12 protein-coding genes are annotated in these 17,519 nt (G+C 46.8%); 5 read left to right on the top strand and 7 right to left on the bottom strand.

All coding sequences use genetic code 11. From position 1 onward, the window contains the following. Positions 1 to 6: 6 nt before the first annotated feature. Together QJS83_RS11135 and QJS83_RS11130 are read right to left on the bottom strand one after the other, a co-directional pair. Positions 7 to 708, bottom strand: coding sequence for a substrate-binding periplasmic protein (locus tag QJS83_RS11135; RefSeq protein WP_284604863.1), 702 nt, complete (start codon positions 706 to 708; stop codon positions 7 to 9). Between the two features lie 67 nt (positions 709 to 775). Beyond that, complete coding sequence (locus QJS83_RS11130) at positions 776 to 1,531, bottom strand: MnmC family methyltransferase (protein WP_284604862.1); 756 nt, start codon at positions 1,529 to 1,531, stop codon at positions 776 to 778. 34 nt (positions 1,532 to 1,565) lie between these two features. Here QJS83_RS11130 and mnmL point away from each other — a divergent pair, with 34 nt between their 5' ends. The 5 genes from mnmL to QJS83_RS11105 all read left to right on the top strand — a co-directional run bounded on the left by mnmL (position 1,566) and on the right by QJS83_RS11105 (position 12,338). Beyond that, on the top strand, positions 1,566 to 2,573 hold the full coding sequence (mnmL, locus tag QJS83_RS11125) for a tRNA modification radical SAM protein MnmL/YtqA (protein ID WP_284604861.1): 1,008 nt from the start codon (positions 1,566 to 1,568) through the stop codon (positions 2,571 to 2,573). A gap of 498 nt (positions 2,574 to 3,071) precedes the next feature. Next, the gene (locus QJS83_RS11120; RefSeq protein WP_284604859.1) at positions 3,072 to 5,495 is read left to right on the top strand and encodes a ribonucleoside-diphosphate reductase subunit alpha; all 2,424 of its coding nucleotides are present in this window, start codon (positions 3,072 to 3,074) and stop codon (positions 5,493 to 5,495) included. 145 nt (positions 5,496 to 5,640) lie between these two features. Beyond that, a complete protein-coding gene (locus tag QJS83_RS11115; protein ID WP_284604857.1) occupies positions 5,641 to 6,639 on the top strand; it encodes a ribonucleotide-diphosphate reductase subunit beta in 999 nt (332 codons plus the stop codon). A 50-nt stretch (positions 6,640 to 6,689) separates the two neighbouring features. Beyond that, positions 6,690 to 7,652: a hypothetical protein gene (locus tag QJS83_RS11110; protein WP_284604856.1), complete on the top strand. Its 963-nt coding sequence runs from the start codon at positions 6,690 to 6,692 to the stop codon at positions 7,650 to 7,652. A 126-nt stretch (positions 7,653 to 7,778) separates the two neighbouring features. Next, positions 7,779 to 12,338, top strand: coding sequence for a tail fiber domain-containing protein (locus QJS83_RS11105; RefSeq protein WP_284604853.1), 4,560 nt, complete (start codon positions 7,779 to 7,781; stop codon positions 12,336 to 12,338). Positions 12,339 to 12,389: 51 nt separating this feature from the next. Here QJS83_RS11105 and QJS83_RS11100 read toward each other — a convergent pair whose 3' ends face one another. The 5 genes from QJS83_RS11100 to scpB form a co-directional block, all read right to left on the bottom strand. Next, positions 12,390 to 13,898: a hypothetical protein gene (locus tag QJS83_RS11100; protein ID WP_284604851.1), complete on the bottom strand. Its 1,509-nt coding sequence runs from the start codon at positions 13,896 to 13,898 to the stop codon at positions 12,390 to 12,392. A gap of 127 nt (positions 13,899 to 14,025) precedes the next feature. Beyond that, the gene (locus tag QJS83_RS11095) at positions 14,026 to 14,511 is read right to left on the bottom strand and encodes a hypothetical protein (protein ID WP_284604849.1); all 486 of its coding nucleotides are present in this window, start codon (positions 14,509 to 14,511) and stop codon (positions 14,026 to 14,028) included. A 104-nt stretch (positions 14,512 to 14,615) separates the two neighbouring features. After that, on the bottom strand, positions 14,616 to 15,521 hold the full coding sequence (locus QJS83_RS11090) for an HTTM domain-containing protein (protein WP_284604848.1): 906 nt from the start codon (positions 15,519 to 15,521) through the stop codon (positions 14,616 to 14,618). After that, on the bottom strand, positions 15,518 to 16,009 hold the full coding sequence (locus QJS83_RS11085; RefSeq protein ID WP_284604845.1) for a hypothetical protein: 492 nt from the start codon (positions 16,007 to 16,009) through the stop codon (positions 15,518 to 15,520). The genes QJS83_RS11090 and QJS83_RS11085 overlap by 4 nt, the downstream gene beginning before the upstream one ends. A gap of 40 nt (positions 16,010 to 16,049) precedes the next feature. Beyond that, positions 16,050 to 17,510 (bottom strand): SMC-Scp complex subunit ScpB, encoded by a 1,461-nt coding sequence (gene scpB / locus QJS83_RS11080; RefSeq protein WP_284604843.1) that lies wholly within the window; start codon positions 17,508 to 17,510, stop codon positions 16,050 to 16,052. Positions 17,511 to 17,519 lie beyond the last annotated feature (9 nt).

Genomic DNA, 17,519 nt, shown 5'->3' with positions numbered 1-17,519 from the left:
ATTATTCTAAGGAGTCTCGTTAAGAATTTTAGCGAGACTTCCGTCTTTACGCATGGACTCAATTGATTTCGAGAACACTTCCGCAAGATGCCGGCCTTGTTCCGAGTTTTGAAACGCATAATAAACGGTTTGCTCTGACAAAGGCGCGTTTTTATCGAACTCAATGCCTTTTTGCCCGCTCATCTGTAAGGCTTTTAGACCGGATCTTTCTTCAACGACAAAAGCATCGATCGTACCTTGCCCCAACTTTTTCATATTGATGACATCGTCAGCGGCAAATTCGAATTTAATTTTCTTATTGCTGGTCAGCTCTTTCACGTAAGGATAACGGAACGTCAGTCCGACTTTTTTGCCTTCTAAGTCTTTCAAAGACTTCAACGGGCGGCTCTTTTTATAAAACACATAATCTATCTTGTTATAAAAGGGCGCGCTCTTTGCCGCGACTTTAGGAACATAGACATCGAGGGCCGGGAAAAAACCGTCGATTTTCCCGCTGCTGAAAGCAAGCAGCGTTTTTCCAGTCGGAAAAATCACGATTTCAATATCCCGGCTGTTTCTTTTGGCGATTTCTTTGGTCAGATTCACAAAAAGCCCGGAGTGCGGGTTTTCCACCATCAACGGAATAGGAAACGTCGCGAGTACAACAGGCTTTGCGGTAACAAGAAGAGGCGCAAACAAAATTAAGAAGACGTACAACAACGTTCGCATGAACTAATTTAAAATTTGTTGAGAATTTTTATCAAGCGATTTAACGAAAAGACTAGGTTACAAATTATTAGAAATTTTTCGTCGCCAAAGTAGAGTTCCTTTTTCCTTGAAAACCTTCGCGGACAAAAATCTCAAACCCCTGACTTTTCAGTGCGCGTTTAAGACTCCCCTTACATGCGTAAGTGGAAACAACACACGTGTTCTCCGCCGCCTGATTTAGAAATGACGTTAGAAAAGACTCTTCCCAAAGAAAAGGCGACGTCTTTGAACTAAAGGCATCATAAAGGACGCAGTGATATTTTGACTCCACTTGCGAATCTTCACTGAGAGGTCCATAAATGTCTTCTAGTTTAGCGAAGCGAGCCCGCAAAAAGACCTGAACGTCTTCTTTTTTAAGATGGGTTCCCACGAACACATGATGGAAAACCGCTTCATAGGTTTCCCACACCTCGGGATGCACTTCTGTTTTTTGATCATAAAGCCATTGATAGAAAAACAAACGCAGCTCGGGAACGCTTTCGTAACTGGAGATACGCCCGACATCCGCACTGGATTTTCCCAGCAAGAGAGCTTCGCGAGCCACCACCATTTCGATGTAGCCCAAGCCCAAACCAACCACTAAAAAGTGAGGCTTCTGTACTTTTTCAAGAACATGGCGAATCGGTTCGCCATAGATTAATAGCGTTTCTGCGCAGGCTCCGCCTGAGTGATGCATGGATTCGCCGCGATCCTTAAGTGGATCTACGGACTGCAAAAGACGAAGACTTGGGCTGCCGTCTCCTGTGATTTCAATTTCAAATCCGATGTCCTGCCAAGACTTCATTGACTTCCTGCAAAAGAAACTTATAAACGTCTCTATGGAAAAAGGTTGGTTAGGTCTTCCCTATCATACTATCAGCGAGCACTACAATAAGCTCTTTGGAGAAAAGGTCTATAAGGTCCCTGTCTCCGTCGTTGATGATTGCCCAAACCGCCGCGGCCTTAAAGGCATGCAGACCTGCGTTTTTTGTGACGTTTGGGGTTCTGCCGCTAATAAAGAAAGCCTTTCCATGGAGCTTCGCACGCAGATCGAGAAATACCAAACTCAGATTGGAGAGAAGTACAAGGCGAAGGCTTTTTTGATCTACTTCCAGGCTTACACAAACACGTTCACAAAAGTCTCGGCCCTTCGCCACAATTTCGATGTCGCTCTTTCTTATCCTTGGGTGAAAGGTTTTACTCTCGGCACGCGTCCTGACTGTCTTTCCAAAGCGGTTTTGGATCTGTGGCAAGAATATCATGAGAAATCTTTTGTAGCCGTCGAGCTGGGTGTGCAAAGTTTCTTTAACGACCAGTTGGAGTTCATGCGCCGAGGCCACACGGCGGAGGCTTCTATCGAAGCAGTTCACAAGATCGCGGCCGCAACTAAAGTGGATCTAGGAATTCACTTAATCTTCGGCAACCCCGGCGAGACGGACGAGCATATTATAAAAACAGCCGAGATCGTAAATACTCTGCCGATCACGAACGTGAAGCTGCATAATCTGCACGTGTTAAAACAGACTCCTCTTGAGGAGATGTATCATCGCGGAGAATTCATGCCGATTGATCGTGAGACCTACGCTCGTCGCGTGGAGCTGTTTTTACAGCATCTCTCGCCGAGATTTGCGATGCATCGCTTGGCGGCTTACTCTTCTCGTTGGGATGAGCTTGTAGCGCCCGAGTGGACGAAGGATAAAATGGGCACGCACCAGTTTATTATCGACTATTTGCGCTCGCAAAAGTCGTTTCAATCGCAAAAATTCACTGCCCACAGCGAAGAAGACATCGCGGGCCAAAAAAGACTGCAAGAAAAGTCCGTTCCTGTTCCGCCAACTCATGCCTAGTTTCTGCACAATTTAAGATTCTGTAAGATCAGTACAGGAAAACAGTCCTTCAAAACAGCCAAAAACAGACTTCTGCGGCTGGACTTTGGTTTTACGAGGCAAAATCATCAACTCTTGCTAAATTTGTTTGCAGCATATTTATGTCAAGCTGATCACCCTATCTGCTTAAATGATGAGCAACGTCACAAAAAAGTTGGCGTTATCGCAAAAAATATTCTTGCAACTTTGGCGAAAGAATTACACAGTTGGAATTGAGATCGATACCCGCCTTATGGACAAGGCACCTGTAAGAGACCCCTAGATATAGGGGTGGCCGAAAGAAAAACCTGACGGCAACTTTGGGGAGGTTCACCAGGACCAACAGCTAAGGATTAGCAACTCAGTCTCAAACAATACCTGACATTTATATATTGAACCACGACCTGATTTTTTGCGAGGGGCAAAAGTTCGGGCGGGGATTTTTTTGCCCAAATGGAATCGGGGCAGAGGGGATACATCATGTTGGAAACAACAGCTCACATCATGAGAGTTAAAAAAAGAGATGGCACTTTGGAGCCTGTCGACGTCACGAAGATCGTTGAACGTGTGACAAGAAATTGCCAAGGCTTAACTCAAGTCGATCCACTTCGTGTTGCGACAAAAGCAATCAGCGGTCTTTATGATGGCGCGACAACAAACGAACTTGATAATCTTTGTATTCAGACAGCGTCTTTGCTTATCGGTGAAGAGCCTGAGTATTCTCGTTTGGCGGCTCGCCTTCTTTCTACATACATTGACGAAGAAGTTCGTTCTCAGAAAATCCAATCTTTCGCAGACTCTGTGGCTTTCGGTCACTCTGTAGGTCTGTTGTCTGAAACGACTTACAAATTCGTTGAAGCTAACAAAGCAGCTCTTTGCGCAGCGATCGAACCGTACCGCACAGACCGTTTTGAATACTTCGGTTTGAGAACTGTTTACGATCGTTACCTTTTGAAGAACCCTACTTCACGTCAGGTGTTTGAGACCCCTCAATACTTCTTCATGCGTGTGGCTTGTGGTCTTGCTCAATCTGTTGAAGAAGCGATCGAATTCTATCGTTTGATTTCTTCTCACGATTACATGGCTTCAACTCCGACGTTGTTCAACTCTGGAACAACTCGTCCGCAAATGTCATCTTGCTACCTCCTCGATTCTCCAGATGACGATTTGCAAGCGATCTACAATAAATACACAGACATCGCTTTGCTTTCTAAATTCGCTGGCGGTATCGGCGTTGCTTACTCTCGCGTTCGCTCCCGTGGTTCTTTGATCAAAGGAACAAACGGTCACTCGAACGGTATCATTCCTTGGTTGAAAACAATGGATTCTTCCGTTGCAGCTGTAAACCAAGGTGGAAAACGTAAAGGCGCGGCTTGTGTGTACCTTGAAACATGGCACGCCGACATCGAGGAGTTCCTAGAACTTCGCGACAACACAGGTGACGAAGCGAAACGTACACACAACTTGAACTTGGCGAACTGGGTTCCAGACTTGTTCATGAAACGCGTTGAAGCGGATGCGATGTGGTCTTTGTTCGACCCGCGCGTGGTTCCTCATTTCGTAGACACTTACGGACCTGAGTTCGAAGCGGCTTACGAAGATGCTGAATCTAAAAAACTTTATGTTAAGCAAATCAAAGCTCGCGACCTTTACTCTCGCATGATGAAAACTCTTGCGCAGACTGGTAACGGCTGGATGACTTTCAAAGATGCTGCCAACATGAAGGCCAACCAAACGGGCGAAGCTGGCAACGTGATTCACTTGTCGAACCTTTGCACAGAGATCTTGGAAGTGACTTCAAATAAAGAAACAGCGGTGTGCAACCTTGGTTCTGTGAACTTGGGCCGCCACGTTGAAAACGGTCAATTCAACTTTGAAAAGTTGGCGAAATCCGTTCGCACAGCTGTGAAATACTTGGACCGCGTTGTTGATATCAACTTCTACCCTATCCAAACGGCTCAGGACTCCAACCACAAATGGCGTCCCGTAGGTTTGGGTGTAATGGGTCTTCAGGATGCTTTCTTCCAATTGAAGCTTCCGTTTGACTCTGCAGCGGCTCGTGACCTTTCTGCGAAGATCCAAGAAGAGATTTACTACAATGCCCTTCTCACTTCTTGTGAATTGGCTGAGAAATTCGGACCTCACGGCGCTTACGAACAAACAAAAGCGGCGAAAGGTTTGTTGCAGTACGATCTTTGGGGTGTAACACCTTCTCAACCAGAGCGTTTTGAGAAATTGAAAGAACGTATCAAAAAGCACGGCTTGAGAAACTCTTTGATGATCGCTATTGCTCCAACAGCAACAATCGCTTCTATCGTAGGTTGCTACGAGGCGATCGAGCCACAAGTATCCAACTTGTTCAAACGTGAAACACTTTCTGGTGAGTTCATGCAGATCAACAAATACTTGGTGTCTGAATTGAAAGCGATCGGCCTTTGGAATGAAGACCTTCGTAACGAAATCAAAATGCAAGACGGCTCTATCCAAGACGTGGCTGCAATTCCTCAGCAATTGAAAGAATTGTACCGCACTGTTTGGGAAATCCCGATGAAGTCATTGATCGACATGGCTGCAGACCGTGGCGCATACATCGACCAAGCTCAATCTTTGAACTTGTTCATGGAAAGCCCGACGATCGGTAAAGTTTCTTCTATGTACATGTATGCATGGAAGAAAGGCGTGAAAACGACTTATTACTTGCGCTCTCGTCCTGCGACGAAGATCGCTAAGACAACTGTGAAGTCTTCGAACTCTTCTGGTCTTGCTATGAACGCAGCTGGAAATTCAATGGATGCAGCTCCTGCGGTTGAAGCGCAAGAAGCCGCTCCTAAAAAGACTTACACAGACGCTGAAGTCATCGCGTGCTCTTTGGAAAATCCAGAAGCTTGCGAGGCTTGTCAGTAGGCGGCTCGTCCGCGGAGAGTGGCGGCGTCCTGTGGACGCCGAAACTGAACCAGCTCGGCGGCTTGCCCGCGGAGTGCTGAGGCGACTTCGGTCGCCGAAGCTGAACCAGCTCCCCTAGGAGCGTAATAATTCGGAGAACGTTTTTATGATTTTAGATCCTGGCTTTAACTTAACTTTGCGCCCAATGAAATACCCTGTTTTCTACGAAATGTACAAAAACGGGATTAAGAACACTTGGACTGTGGATGAAGTTGATTTCTCTACAGACCTTGTGGACCTTCACTCCAAGATGACTCCGGCAGAAAGACACTTGATCTCTCGCTTGGTGGCTTTCTTTGCAACAGGTGACTCTATCGTTGGTAACAATCTTGTATTGAACTTGTACAAACACGTAAATACGCCAGAAGGCCGTATGTACTTGTCTCGTCAGCTTTACGAAGAAGCTTTGCACGTGCAATTCTACCTCACTCTTTTGGATACTTATATTCCAAATCCAGACGAGAGAGCGGAAGCGTTTGCTGCGATTGAAAACATCCCTTCTATCAAGAAAAAAGCCGACTTCTGCTTTAAGTGGATGGATTCCATCAATGAAATCGATACTCTTCAGACAAAAGAAGACCGTCGCCGTTTCTTGATGAACTTGATCTGCTTCGCAACTTGCGTTGAAGGTTTGTTCTTCTATGCAGCGTTTGCTTACGTTTACTTCTTGCGCTCTAAAGGTTTGTTGTCAGGTCTTGCATCCGGCACAAACTGGGTTTTCCGTGACGAATCTATGCACATGGCTTTCGCTTTGGAAGTCATCAAAACAGCTCGTAAAGAAGAACCAGATCTTTTCAACTCACAAATGGAAGACATGGTTACACAAATGCTTGAAGACGCTATCGAGTGTGAGATGGAATTTGCGAACGACGTATTACAATTAGGTGTAGCTGGTTTGTCTCCAAAAGACATGCGCCAATACCTTGAGTACTGCGCAGATCAACGTCTTGAGAGCTTGAGCATTGCTCCTCGTTACAACGTGAAAAATCCATTCGCGTTCATGGAGCTTCAAGATATGCAAGAACTTGCAAACTTCTTTGAAAGACGCGTTTCCGCTTACCAAACTGGCATCAGCGGCTCTGTGGCTTTCGACGAGGCTTTCTAATCGGCACATGCCGAGATGTCGTAGCGCCCACGGCGCGGAGACTGGACTGATTGAAAAATAACATTCTTTGGATCTTTTTCTTTCTTATCTGCATGGGGGTTGGATTTCTTCACGGAGTCCTCCCCCAAGGTCTTTCTAAGAGCTACTTTATCAGTCCGACAAAAATCCAAGTTCTGACCACGGACGAAATCTTTTTCCCTCCCGAAATTCGCAAAACCCTTGAAGATGAATTCAATGTGAAGTTTTCAGTCACAGTCACACGTGATTGGGATTCGATCATTGCGAATACAGTTTCAAGCCCTTCCGTCGATCTGCTTTTTCTTCCCTCTTTTTGGGCTCATACGCTCGCGCATCAGAACCTTCTTGCAAATGTTGCGGGAACTCGCGGGGAGCTTTTGCAACGAGTGGCTTCAGACTTCACAGCTGCAAAGACACCGGATCAGTTTTTCTTTTTGCCTTTTTACTGGATCAAGACAGGCATTCGCACGCCGAGTGACGAGTCATTCACCATTTTTTTAAAGAACAAAAACGACACAACGTTGTTTTTGCTCGCGGATGAGGATCTCATCCTAAAACATTTCCAAGTCTGGAAAGAACAAGGACTTTGGGAGCAAGTAGCGCAAAAGAAAATTCTGACCTTGCAGCTAGACCAGCTTACTCGCCGGGATATTCATGAAGAGGCGATTGAAACTCCCTTAAGTGAAGATATTCGCAACGAACTTCCGCAACTCAGCGCCCTGCTTATTTATGGAGCGGCCATTCCAGCCAATGCTCCTCATAAGAAATTTATTATGGAAATTCTGGATGAAATGACTTCATCAGAACTTCAAGAAAAGCATTTGTTAAAGACACCGTTTAATTCGGCTTTCTCGACGGTGACTGCCAATGAAATTCCTTTGCAAAGACGCGCTTCTTTTATTCGCGACTTGCAGTTAAAAGATGTGATCTTGCTTGAAAGTAAAGATCAGGATTCGAAGAAGAAGTTGAAGGAAGAATTTAACTTCATCCTTTAACGAAGTTCGCGAGGTTTCTTAATGTAACCGTCTCAACTTGAGACATGGAATCTCCCGTAAAAGTAAATGCCGCATTCTAGACCTCACATACTCACAATATCCTGTTAAAAAACCGATAAGATATGCATGAGAAACGGTACGTATTATCTCTTGGCTCTAATCTTATTTTTGTCTATGAAGGTTTTCGCCTCACCGAATTCCTTAACCTATCAAGGACGAATTTTAAAGTCAGACGGAACACCGTTAGAATATAATAACGTCAGCTTTCTTTTTGAAATCACAAATCCCAGCGGAAACTGCGTTTTGTACAGGGAACAAAGAAACACCGTGAACATGATGAACTCCGGCGGTGTTTTTGATGTGCCCATTGGTTCTGGCACAAAGCTTTATCCCACAGACCCTCTTTACACTCTTCTTGATTCCTTTAATAACTCGAAAGTTCAAAACTGTGATGGCGGAGCCACTTACACTCCCGCTCAAGGGGATATTCGTCTTTTAAAAGTTCAATTTCACGACGGTGTCGGCTGGAAGGCCGTCTCCCCTTCAAGTGAAATCCGTTCTGTACCTTATGCTGCTTTTTCACTCGCGACAGAAAAATTGGGAACTAAGACGGAAAATGATTTCGTTGCGAAAACTCTTCTTCCCACTTGTGCTGCGGGAACTTTCTTAGCCTGGGACGGCACTAACTTTAGCTGTAATGCCGTAAGTGGTGCCAGTGGCGGAACCGTGACGGATGTGACCTCCGCAAATTCTTATTTAACTATTATCAATAACACCTCGACGCCCCTGCTGACTTTAAACGTGGGAACCTCTGCAAACACAGTGGCCGCTGGTAATGACTCCCGGTTTACGGATGCTCGAACTCCGACAGGCTCTGCCGGCGGGGATTTAAGCGGCACTTATCCCAATCCTTCTGTGGCGAAAATTCAAGGGACAGATTTAGGGATCTCGGCTCCTGCGAGCGGACAGTTTTTGAAATACTCAGGCAGTCAATGGGTGAACTCGGCCATTGCGATTTCTGATGTGACAAATCTTTCATCGACATTAAGTGGCTATTTAACGACGGCGGCGTTTGATACCGCTGTAGGAAGTGCGAATTGCGCTGTTCATGAAACACCGTATTGGAGTTCGGTTGCAGGAAAATTCCTCTGTCAAGCCATCAATGTCTCTGTTGCCGGTGATGTGAGTGGAACGATTGGCGCTGTAAGCGTAAATAAAATCAAAGGTGTTTCCGTCGATTCAACCGTGCCGACTGCAGGACAAGTTCTTAAATATGATGGAACAAAATGGGCACCCGCGGCTGATAACAACGGCGGCGGTACCGTCACCAATGTCAGCGGCACGGCTCCTATCAGTGTCGCGTCGGGAACGACGACACCGACGATCTCAATCTCTCAGGCGACGACATCCACAAACGGATATTTAAGTTCGACTGATTGGAATACGTTTAACAATAAACAAGCTGCCGGAAATTACATCACGGCTCTTACCGGTGATGTCACGGCAACAGGCCCGAACTCGGCAGCGGCAACAGTGGCAAAACTTCAGGGTACAACTTTAACGATCACTTCACCGTCGACGGGGCAATATCTAAGACACAATGGAACTGCATTTGTAAACTCCGCACTTAATGCCAGCGATTTAAGTGGCACTATTTCTGCTTCTAATATTCCTAATTTAGACTGGTCAAAAATTACCACGGGGAAACCGACAACACTCAGCGGATACGGCATCACGGATTCTTTAGTGAGCAATGCGGGAGGCACTCCTTCTGTTCAAACGGGACTTGATGCAAGCAAACCCGCTTCACCTACGGCGGGTTCTATTTATTTTGCGACGGACACAAATAAAATCTATCAATACAACTCCGGCGCCTGGAGTGTCATGGCCTCCGCATCAGGTTCAGGCGGGACAATCACAGGGGTCACTGCAGGAACAGGACTCAGTGGTGGCGGCACTTCCGGCAACGTCACGTTGAGCCTTCCCAACTCGGGAGTCGCGGCAGGCTCTTACACACGCGCTAGTATCACCGTCGATGCGCAAGGGCGTATTACGACAGCGAGCAATGGCGCTGCGATTAATTTAACTTCTGACGTCACGGGAGTTTTACCGATCACGAATGGTGGCACCGGTGCAAACACCGCAGTCACCGCATTTAATGCTCTCTCACCTATCACAGCAAAAGGCGCATTAATCACCAACGATGGCACCAATGATGTGAGTCTTGCCGTCGGAACCAATGGCCAGGTCCTTTCTGCCGACTCCACACAAGCTGGCGGACTTAAATGGATCACACCAACAACTGGAACTGTCACGAGTGTGACGGGAACTCTTCCGATTGTGGTGGCAACAGGAACTTCGACTCCTGTTATTTCAGTCAATGATGCGACAACGTCTGCGAAAGGTGTCGTGCAGGTTGGATCCGGTATTGCGGTTTCTTCCGGTACAATCAGCGCGGACCCAGCGAATTTTCCTTCTGCGGTTCCAGTAACCAAAGGAGGTACGGGCGCCACCTCTATGACAGCCAATCGCTTGGTAGCCTCCGATGGGACAGGTTCCAGCTACACTCCATTTACGTGCGGAGTGGGGCAAACGATCACCTTTAATGCGAGTGGTGTTCCAGGCTGTCAGACATTCACCGCTGCCGGGTTTTATATTAACGGTGGAAACTCTTTCGGTGGAGCTGCGACCTTAGGAACAAACGACGCGAATTCTTTGTCACTAAAAACAAACAACTCTGTTGCGATGACTATCGATACCACAGGCAAAGTGGGTATCGGCAGCACAGTTCCGAGCGATCTCTTAACGATATCTCAAGCTGACGGTTCCGGTGGTCTCACGATTTTTAATAATTCATCAACCGCTTCACGGTCTCCGGGAATTATGATTAAGAACTACACCGGAACTTTCTCAGGCGGTGGCGATCTTATTTTTGAAAATGCTCGCGGCAGCAGTGTTTCAGCGACAGCCGTTGCAAGTGGTGATAACTTAGGACAAATTCTTTTTCAGGGTTTAAGAAGTGGCTCCAGCTATTCAACAGGAGCGCAGATTTATGCGCAGGCCTCAGAAAACTGGACATCATCGACATCAGGAACAAATTTAATTTTCGGCACTATCAGCTCCGGAAGCACAAGCGTGACAGAACGCATGCGCTTGGACGGCAACACAGGGAGATTCGGTATCGGTGCCAGCTCTCCGAACAATCTCTTGCAAGTGGGTCCTACTGGATCCCAATCAAGCAAATATGGTGTTTATGTCGGATCTTACTTAAGCAGTGCTGGACAAGCTTCTTATGTGGGGAACTGGACGAGCTCCGGGTATTGGGGTATCGGTCCTGCGACGAATGCATCTGACAATGCTCTTCGTATCGGTATTTCCGCTGATCAACAGGGCACTTGGGCGACGACTCAAAATATCAATTTACAAATTGGTGGTACGGTCACCACGAGCTACGAAGGCGGAGATGCCGCTTATTGGGCGAAGTCTTCAACCTCGGGTTCTGCAAACTCCGGTGGCTCTTTTATAGGAACGCGCACTCGCGGAACGCTCGCAGCGCCGACCCACCCTCTTGCTAATGATTTATTGGCGCAGTTTTTAGGTAAAAACGGCATTACAAATACGGCCAACCCCGGAATGGTGATTTGGGCCTCTGAAAACCAATCGGCCACAGCCTTGGGTGACTACATCACTTTCTATACGACACCAAATGGAGCAACGGCATCACTGCAACGTATGCGCATTACGAATGACGGTAAGGTGGGTATCGGTACAAGCAATCCAGGAAATCTTTTAACGCTCGCTAACGCCACGTCAGGAAGTCGTTTGCTCAACATTATGCCTGTGGGAACCGCTTCGGACCAACGGGCCTCCATGCTCTTTGGCGATTACGAGGTCGGACAAGATTCCATGGTGAACGGAACAAAAGATTTCTACATCTGGGATGCGAATGGACCTGCAACACGCTTTCATATCAACACAAGCGGATGGGTCAGCTTCAACAAAGGCGGATCCAATCCCGCCATTGCTCCTTTCACCCTGTACAATGCAACGGCTCCTTACATGGGTTACGAAGAAGCCGACACCGGTCAAAGATTCTACGTCGGTGTCGATGCATCGCACTTCTGGATTCGCCCGGGACCGACCACGGCCAGCGCCAATGCCTTCACGGTTTCACCGGGAGGTCTTGTCATGATTAATGCTGCAACCAATCCAAGCAGTTTGAATTTCTGGGTGAATGGGACTGCCGGCGGAACGAGTGCGTACCAGAACCTTTCTGATAAGCGTCTTAAAACTCATGTCGAGGTGATTCCTCAAGCCTTAGAAAAGGTTCTGCAGCTTCGCGGAGTCACCTTTGATTGGCAACAGGATGTCCGCCCCGATTTGAACTTACCTAAAAATAGAGACATGGGAGTTATCGCGCAGGAAGTGGAAGCTCAGTTCCCTGAAGCCGTACAAACCGACAGCCAAGGTTTTAAATCTGTGGCCTATACGAAGTTGATCGGACCGCTGATTGAATCAACCAAAGAGCTTGCAGGCCTCTGCAAACTTAACGACTCGCAAATCGCGAAATTGCAAAATCTGGTTGAAAAACAAGAGCGTGAGATTGCTTCCGTAAAGAAAGAAAATGCGGAGCTTCGTCAGGCTATCTGCGAAGTGAATCCAAAAGCCAAAATCTGTAAAAAATAAGGGGAAGCTCGAAGCCTCCCCTGGTGTGTTCATTCCTGTTATTTCAGGCTATTACTCACGAACGATTTCTTGAACATGGACGTGACGAAGAACGACGGGATTACCTTCGTTCAAACGAGGGTTCGTTCTTGTTGTCGTCACTCGCGCTGTAACGAGTTTTCCGCGGCGGGCTTTATCTTCCAAGATCGAAGCCGAAACACCGATATCTTGCGCTAGCCCCAGCTTGAAAAAACCTTTCGTTGCCATCGGCATTTGTTCACGCGCCAACTCTTTGGTCGCAACCACTGTGCCGCTTTCTCCACCGATCAAGATTTCGATTTTGTAGACGGTACGAACCCCTTCATCTGCCGGAGATTGGTCGCGGAAAAGAAGTTTTGCTGCTGATCTTTCGCCGCGAATTTCAAACGTATTGATTTGATCACGACGCATATGAAGTTCCGCATTTTTCAGAGGCGTCACTTTTTTAAGTGCCGTCACCACCTCATCCACCGGTCCTGCCAATGGCAGACCTTGTCTTTGCAGACGAAGTTCTAACTGGTATTCTTTGTTGTCCTCAAGAACCTGCGCCAAACGGATTTCAACTTGCGCAGGACCACCCACAAGTTCACCGGCAATCAAAACATCGGGAGAACCGACTTCTTTGATTTGATACGCGTATCTTGTCGCAATTCTCTTTTTCAAGCCCTGATCTTGGAAGCGAATGATAGAACCGTTGGTAACCTCTTCCAAAGAAAGATTCTTAATCGAAGCTGCACCTAATTGCGCCTGTGTGTACAAAGGAACTGTCTTGAGTTCAATCAAAACACCGCCCGCGTGATTTTCCTGACGGAGAATTTGGTAACCGAAGATCGCTTCACGCACCGTGAACGTCACGGAGGGAGCCGCTTCTGTACCGGATAATTTCACGCTGAAAGTTTCTTGTTCATTCCCCACCAACTGTGTTTCCGCAGGGAAAATCACAGTCACAGGGACAGAATATGTGTGATCGAAAACATCACGATATTCCGTTTTACAGCATACTTGTTTGTCACGGTACCGAGTCACCGTACGTGTCCGCTGTTCTTGACGATAGCGAGTCACCCAACGTGATTTCTGAACAGGGCGAGTGCGGCGCACTTGTTCCCAATTACAGACTTGTTCGTTACGAGGAACACTTTCACAGATGGGACTTGTCGTACATTCACGGCGGGGTTCCCCGTTAGCTCCACGACCAGGAACAATATGACAGTCGACTTTATCGCGGCAAACCCGTTCATAGCGTGTACGGTTTTCGCAGCGATACTCTCGGTCCCAGTAGTCTTCGTAGTCTGTGTAGTATTCTTGCTCTTGATAAGGAACGTCTTCCCAGTAGGTTTCCGTTGTCTGATACGGCTCTTGAACCGTGTACGGCACTTGATAGGATTCCTGGCGATAGACGTCTTTAGAGAGCGTCTCTGTCAGCTGCAACTGTGAATTGGCATTTCTTACAAGAGTCGCCGATGTCTTTTCAGCGAACGCTGAGGAAGCCAAGGTCAGCAAGCCCGCCAGAGCTGCCGCGGCAAAATAAGTAGTTCGGTGCATTTTTGTCCCCCTGTGGTTTTGGAATTTTCCAGGAGGACGAAAAAGCAAGACCTATACCATAAAAATATGGTGTCGCTTTGACTCAAATTTCGCAGAAATTAAGATTTGAGGACAAGAGTGTCCCCGATTAACGAGTGACTGTCAGTGTACTCGCACCTTGGGCGTCGTTGGTGATCGGTGTTGGATTATTGGCCTCATACGCTCGAAGAACAAGGCGAACGGTGTAAACGCCCGCAGCCCAAGAACCTGTTTCGATGGCCAAATTGAATTTTCCATTCTTACAAGTGGCAATCCCTGCACCGGCCGCTGTTGTGGCATTCAAATCCAAAACGGCTCTTTGCGTTCCGTTCACGTAAGAAATGATATCGTGGGAGGGGTATGTTGAAACGTAGCACTCACCTGAAATTTCGATCTTTGAAAGGCCCGATGCCGCCGCCGAAGGACTGAAAGATTTCAGATAAATCTCTTCCTGCTTCGGAGTTTTATCCAAAGTATGAGTCGATGGATCATCTTTTTGATCTGTTAAAAGGGAATTGCCCTGAATTGGCGAACAGCTCGCCAAAGTCATAAGAAGACTGGTTAAAACCATAATCTTGAGCGCTGAAGATTTCATAGATCCCCCACCCCTTTAGGATAATAGAGACCTTATCGGAGCTAAATCAGTTTTTGCTAAGGGTCCAGACTTGAGACACTCCCAAGTCTTTTCTTTGTCTCAATTTAAGTCGTTTTGAAGAGTTTAAACGGCAGATGCTGTTTGGCGTTTTGCAAATGCCGCGGCTCCAAGAAAAGGAAATACGTCGACATCATCGTCGTTGCAAAAGGTCCGAGCCCCATAAAGACACCAATACCTATATGAAAACCGACGCCAAGAAGTAGCCACAAGTAACGTGTTTTCGGCCAAGCCACCATCACCGGGAAATAAACTTCAAAAATAATTGTCAGATAAGCAATCACCGGGATCACCCACGGAATCGCCCGCAAGAACGAAAAATCCAGCGTTGTCATCTGTGGGTTTGCAAGAACACTCCATAGAGCCGTTCCATCCCACCAGCTTCCACCCTTGAGCTTTTCCCATCCTGTGTATCCGTAAATCACGCAGATCTGAAATTGCATCATACGGATCATCAAAGAACTCATCATGTCGGATTCTTTGAACGCCGTTTTTTTGCGCCACAAATTAAGAACACTCAATCTTTCGCAAGACTGCGTGAAGGACATATAAAATAAAAACAATGCTGCGATAATATCCGCACCGAAATTCACCGCATAGTTACGCTGAATAAAACCGGCATTGATCACCCATGCCAGCCACATAACCCAACGCCCGCCCACTCCCAAAGTTAAAAGCAACAAGAGAACAACGAGCAACAGATGAGCCGCGAAATTCATCGAGTCCGGCCAAAAACTCCAAAGGAAAAACGGACGATATAGATCGTGCATCACTTCCAATGCCAAAGAGCGCGGAATGAAACTCTCGTCGGTATAATACTTCAAATTAGCAAAGCGAATGATGTACATGTAGAGCATTGTTCCGCATAGAACAATGCGCATCCACGCTAAGCCCAATAAATTCTGCGGAGCAAACCAAAAACGGTCCCAGCGCTGCCAAAGCTGCTTCATCATAAAGCCTCCTCGTCAGAGCCACCCGTGCAGGAATGATACTCACGGATGAACTGCAATTCTTGGGAAAGATCTTTCACGGTTTCGTCCTTTAAAGTGACGACTTGATCTAACGGAGGCACTGTTTCAATGACGTGTTCCATCTCAATAGACGTGGCTTCAGGATATTGACGACACAGCCAAGGACCTAGCAAGACCCGCAAACGCTTAGGATCAATGACCATAAAGCGCATGGCATAGAGTTCTCTTTTGCGGAACGGTGACGAGATCCCAAGATTTTTCTCTTCAGGGAAAAATCCTTCGACCGATTCCTTTGTTTCATTGCCCTCTTCATCGAGGTAACGAACGACATACCGAATGTACATTGTGTGTGCCGGATCTGGAGAAAAGAAATTCCAGCTGGCATTCAGCCCCACGGTGTTCGCATAGGGCGTGATAAACTTAGATGTGACCCGCCCAAAGTAGGCTCCTACATTGGGCATCACCAACATGGTCAATATATTATAGACAATCCAAAGGCTCAGCAGAGCCTTAAACAGAAGCTTCGCCTTCTTCATCAATATCGTCTGCCTCACCTAGGAAAGGCAATTCTTCCTCGTCAGAAGATTCTTCATCTCCATCAGCGAAAAGTTGATCGTCAGAAGCTTCTTCCAAGTCTTCGTCATTGTCGAAGTCTTCAATGGCTTCAGTCATCTCGTCGGACATTTCTTCAGACATTTCATCGTCAGAAAGATCCGCTTCGGCAGCTTCAAGACCTTCGCCCTCTTCAACACCTTCCGCAGACTCAGATATTTCCGCAGTGTCTGCAGAAACTTCACCGTCTTCATTTACAGAAGCCGCTGGCTTCTTCATGAAGTTCGCTTTTTTCTCGGCCGCGATAGCAACCAAAGTTGTTCCTGCCGCCAAAGCTTCGTCGTATTTCTTCAACCAGTTCGCATCACGAGTGGACACTGGTTCGCCGAATGCCAAAGCATCGCGGATATTCTGTGCGCGCTCTTGATCGCGTTTTTCAGCCTGACGGCGTTTTTCTTCTTCAAAGAAGTTTGTCGTCGTAGAAATGTCTTCCAATTGTTCTTGGATCTTCATCAACTCTTCTTCACCTTGTGAGTAAGAGCCTACGAAAGTCTCAGACATAGAATCCGTGATTGTCGACAACGTCGGTTTTTCTTCCGCTTGCTGTTCGTCGATACCTTCCGGCAACAACTCGTCGATTTGTGACAATGTTGGAAGTTCTTTCAAGCTTCTTAAACCGAAGATTTCCAAGAATTTTTTTGTCGTACCGTATTGCATAGGACGGCCAGGAAGCTCGGATTTACCTTCGAAGCAAACCAAGTTCTTTTCCATCAAAGCACGCAACAAGTGACCCGATTCAACGCCACGGATCTCATCGACTTCCGCTTTTACCGTTGGCTGTTTGTAAGCCACGATAGAAAGAACTTCGAGAGCCGGACCGGAAAGTTTGAATTGACGTGTTTTCAACGTGCGCTTCAAGAAATCCATATTGTCGATTTTTGTGCGCAACTGGTAGCCACCTGGAACTTCTTCCAAAGTCACACCACGACGGCCGCCGGCATATTCCACAGCCAGTTGATCAAGAGCACGGCGGATTTTGTCGCCTTTAATATTTGTCCCTTTAAAGAGCATTTTCAAAGAAGCGAGGCTTACCGGACGATCAGAGGCAAAAAGCACCGACTCAACGATACTTTCAAGACGTTCTTCTTCAACAAACTCCGTCTCTTCAATTTCAGCAGAATCAAAACCGTCAAGTTCCGTACCTTCTACAGACACGTCATCTTCAGATGATGCTTCCATATCTTCGACATCTTCATCAGATGCTTCAGGCAGGAAACCTTCGGATTCTTCCTCTTCTTGAAGGAAAATCGACGCCTCAGTCTCTACACCTTCTTCAGAAGAAAGCTCTTCTGATTCCTCAGCTTCAACCTCAGAATGATCTAATTCATCGTTCATCAATTCGTCTTTTTCTTCTGACATTGTCCCCTC

It is taken from the genome of Bdellovibrio sp. 22V (genome assembly GCF_030169785.1).
In the GTDB taxonomy this organism is placed as follows: Bacteria; Bdellovibrionota; Bdellovibrionia; order Bdellovibrionales; family Bdellovibrionaceae; genus Bdellovibrio.
Note: the sequence above shows the minus strand (reverse complement) of the source record. Positions and strands in the feature narration are given on the sequence as shown.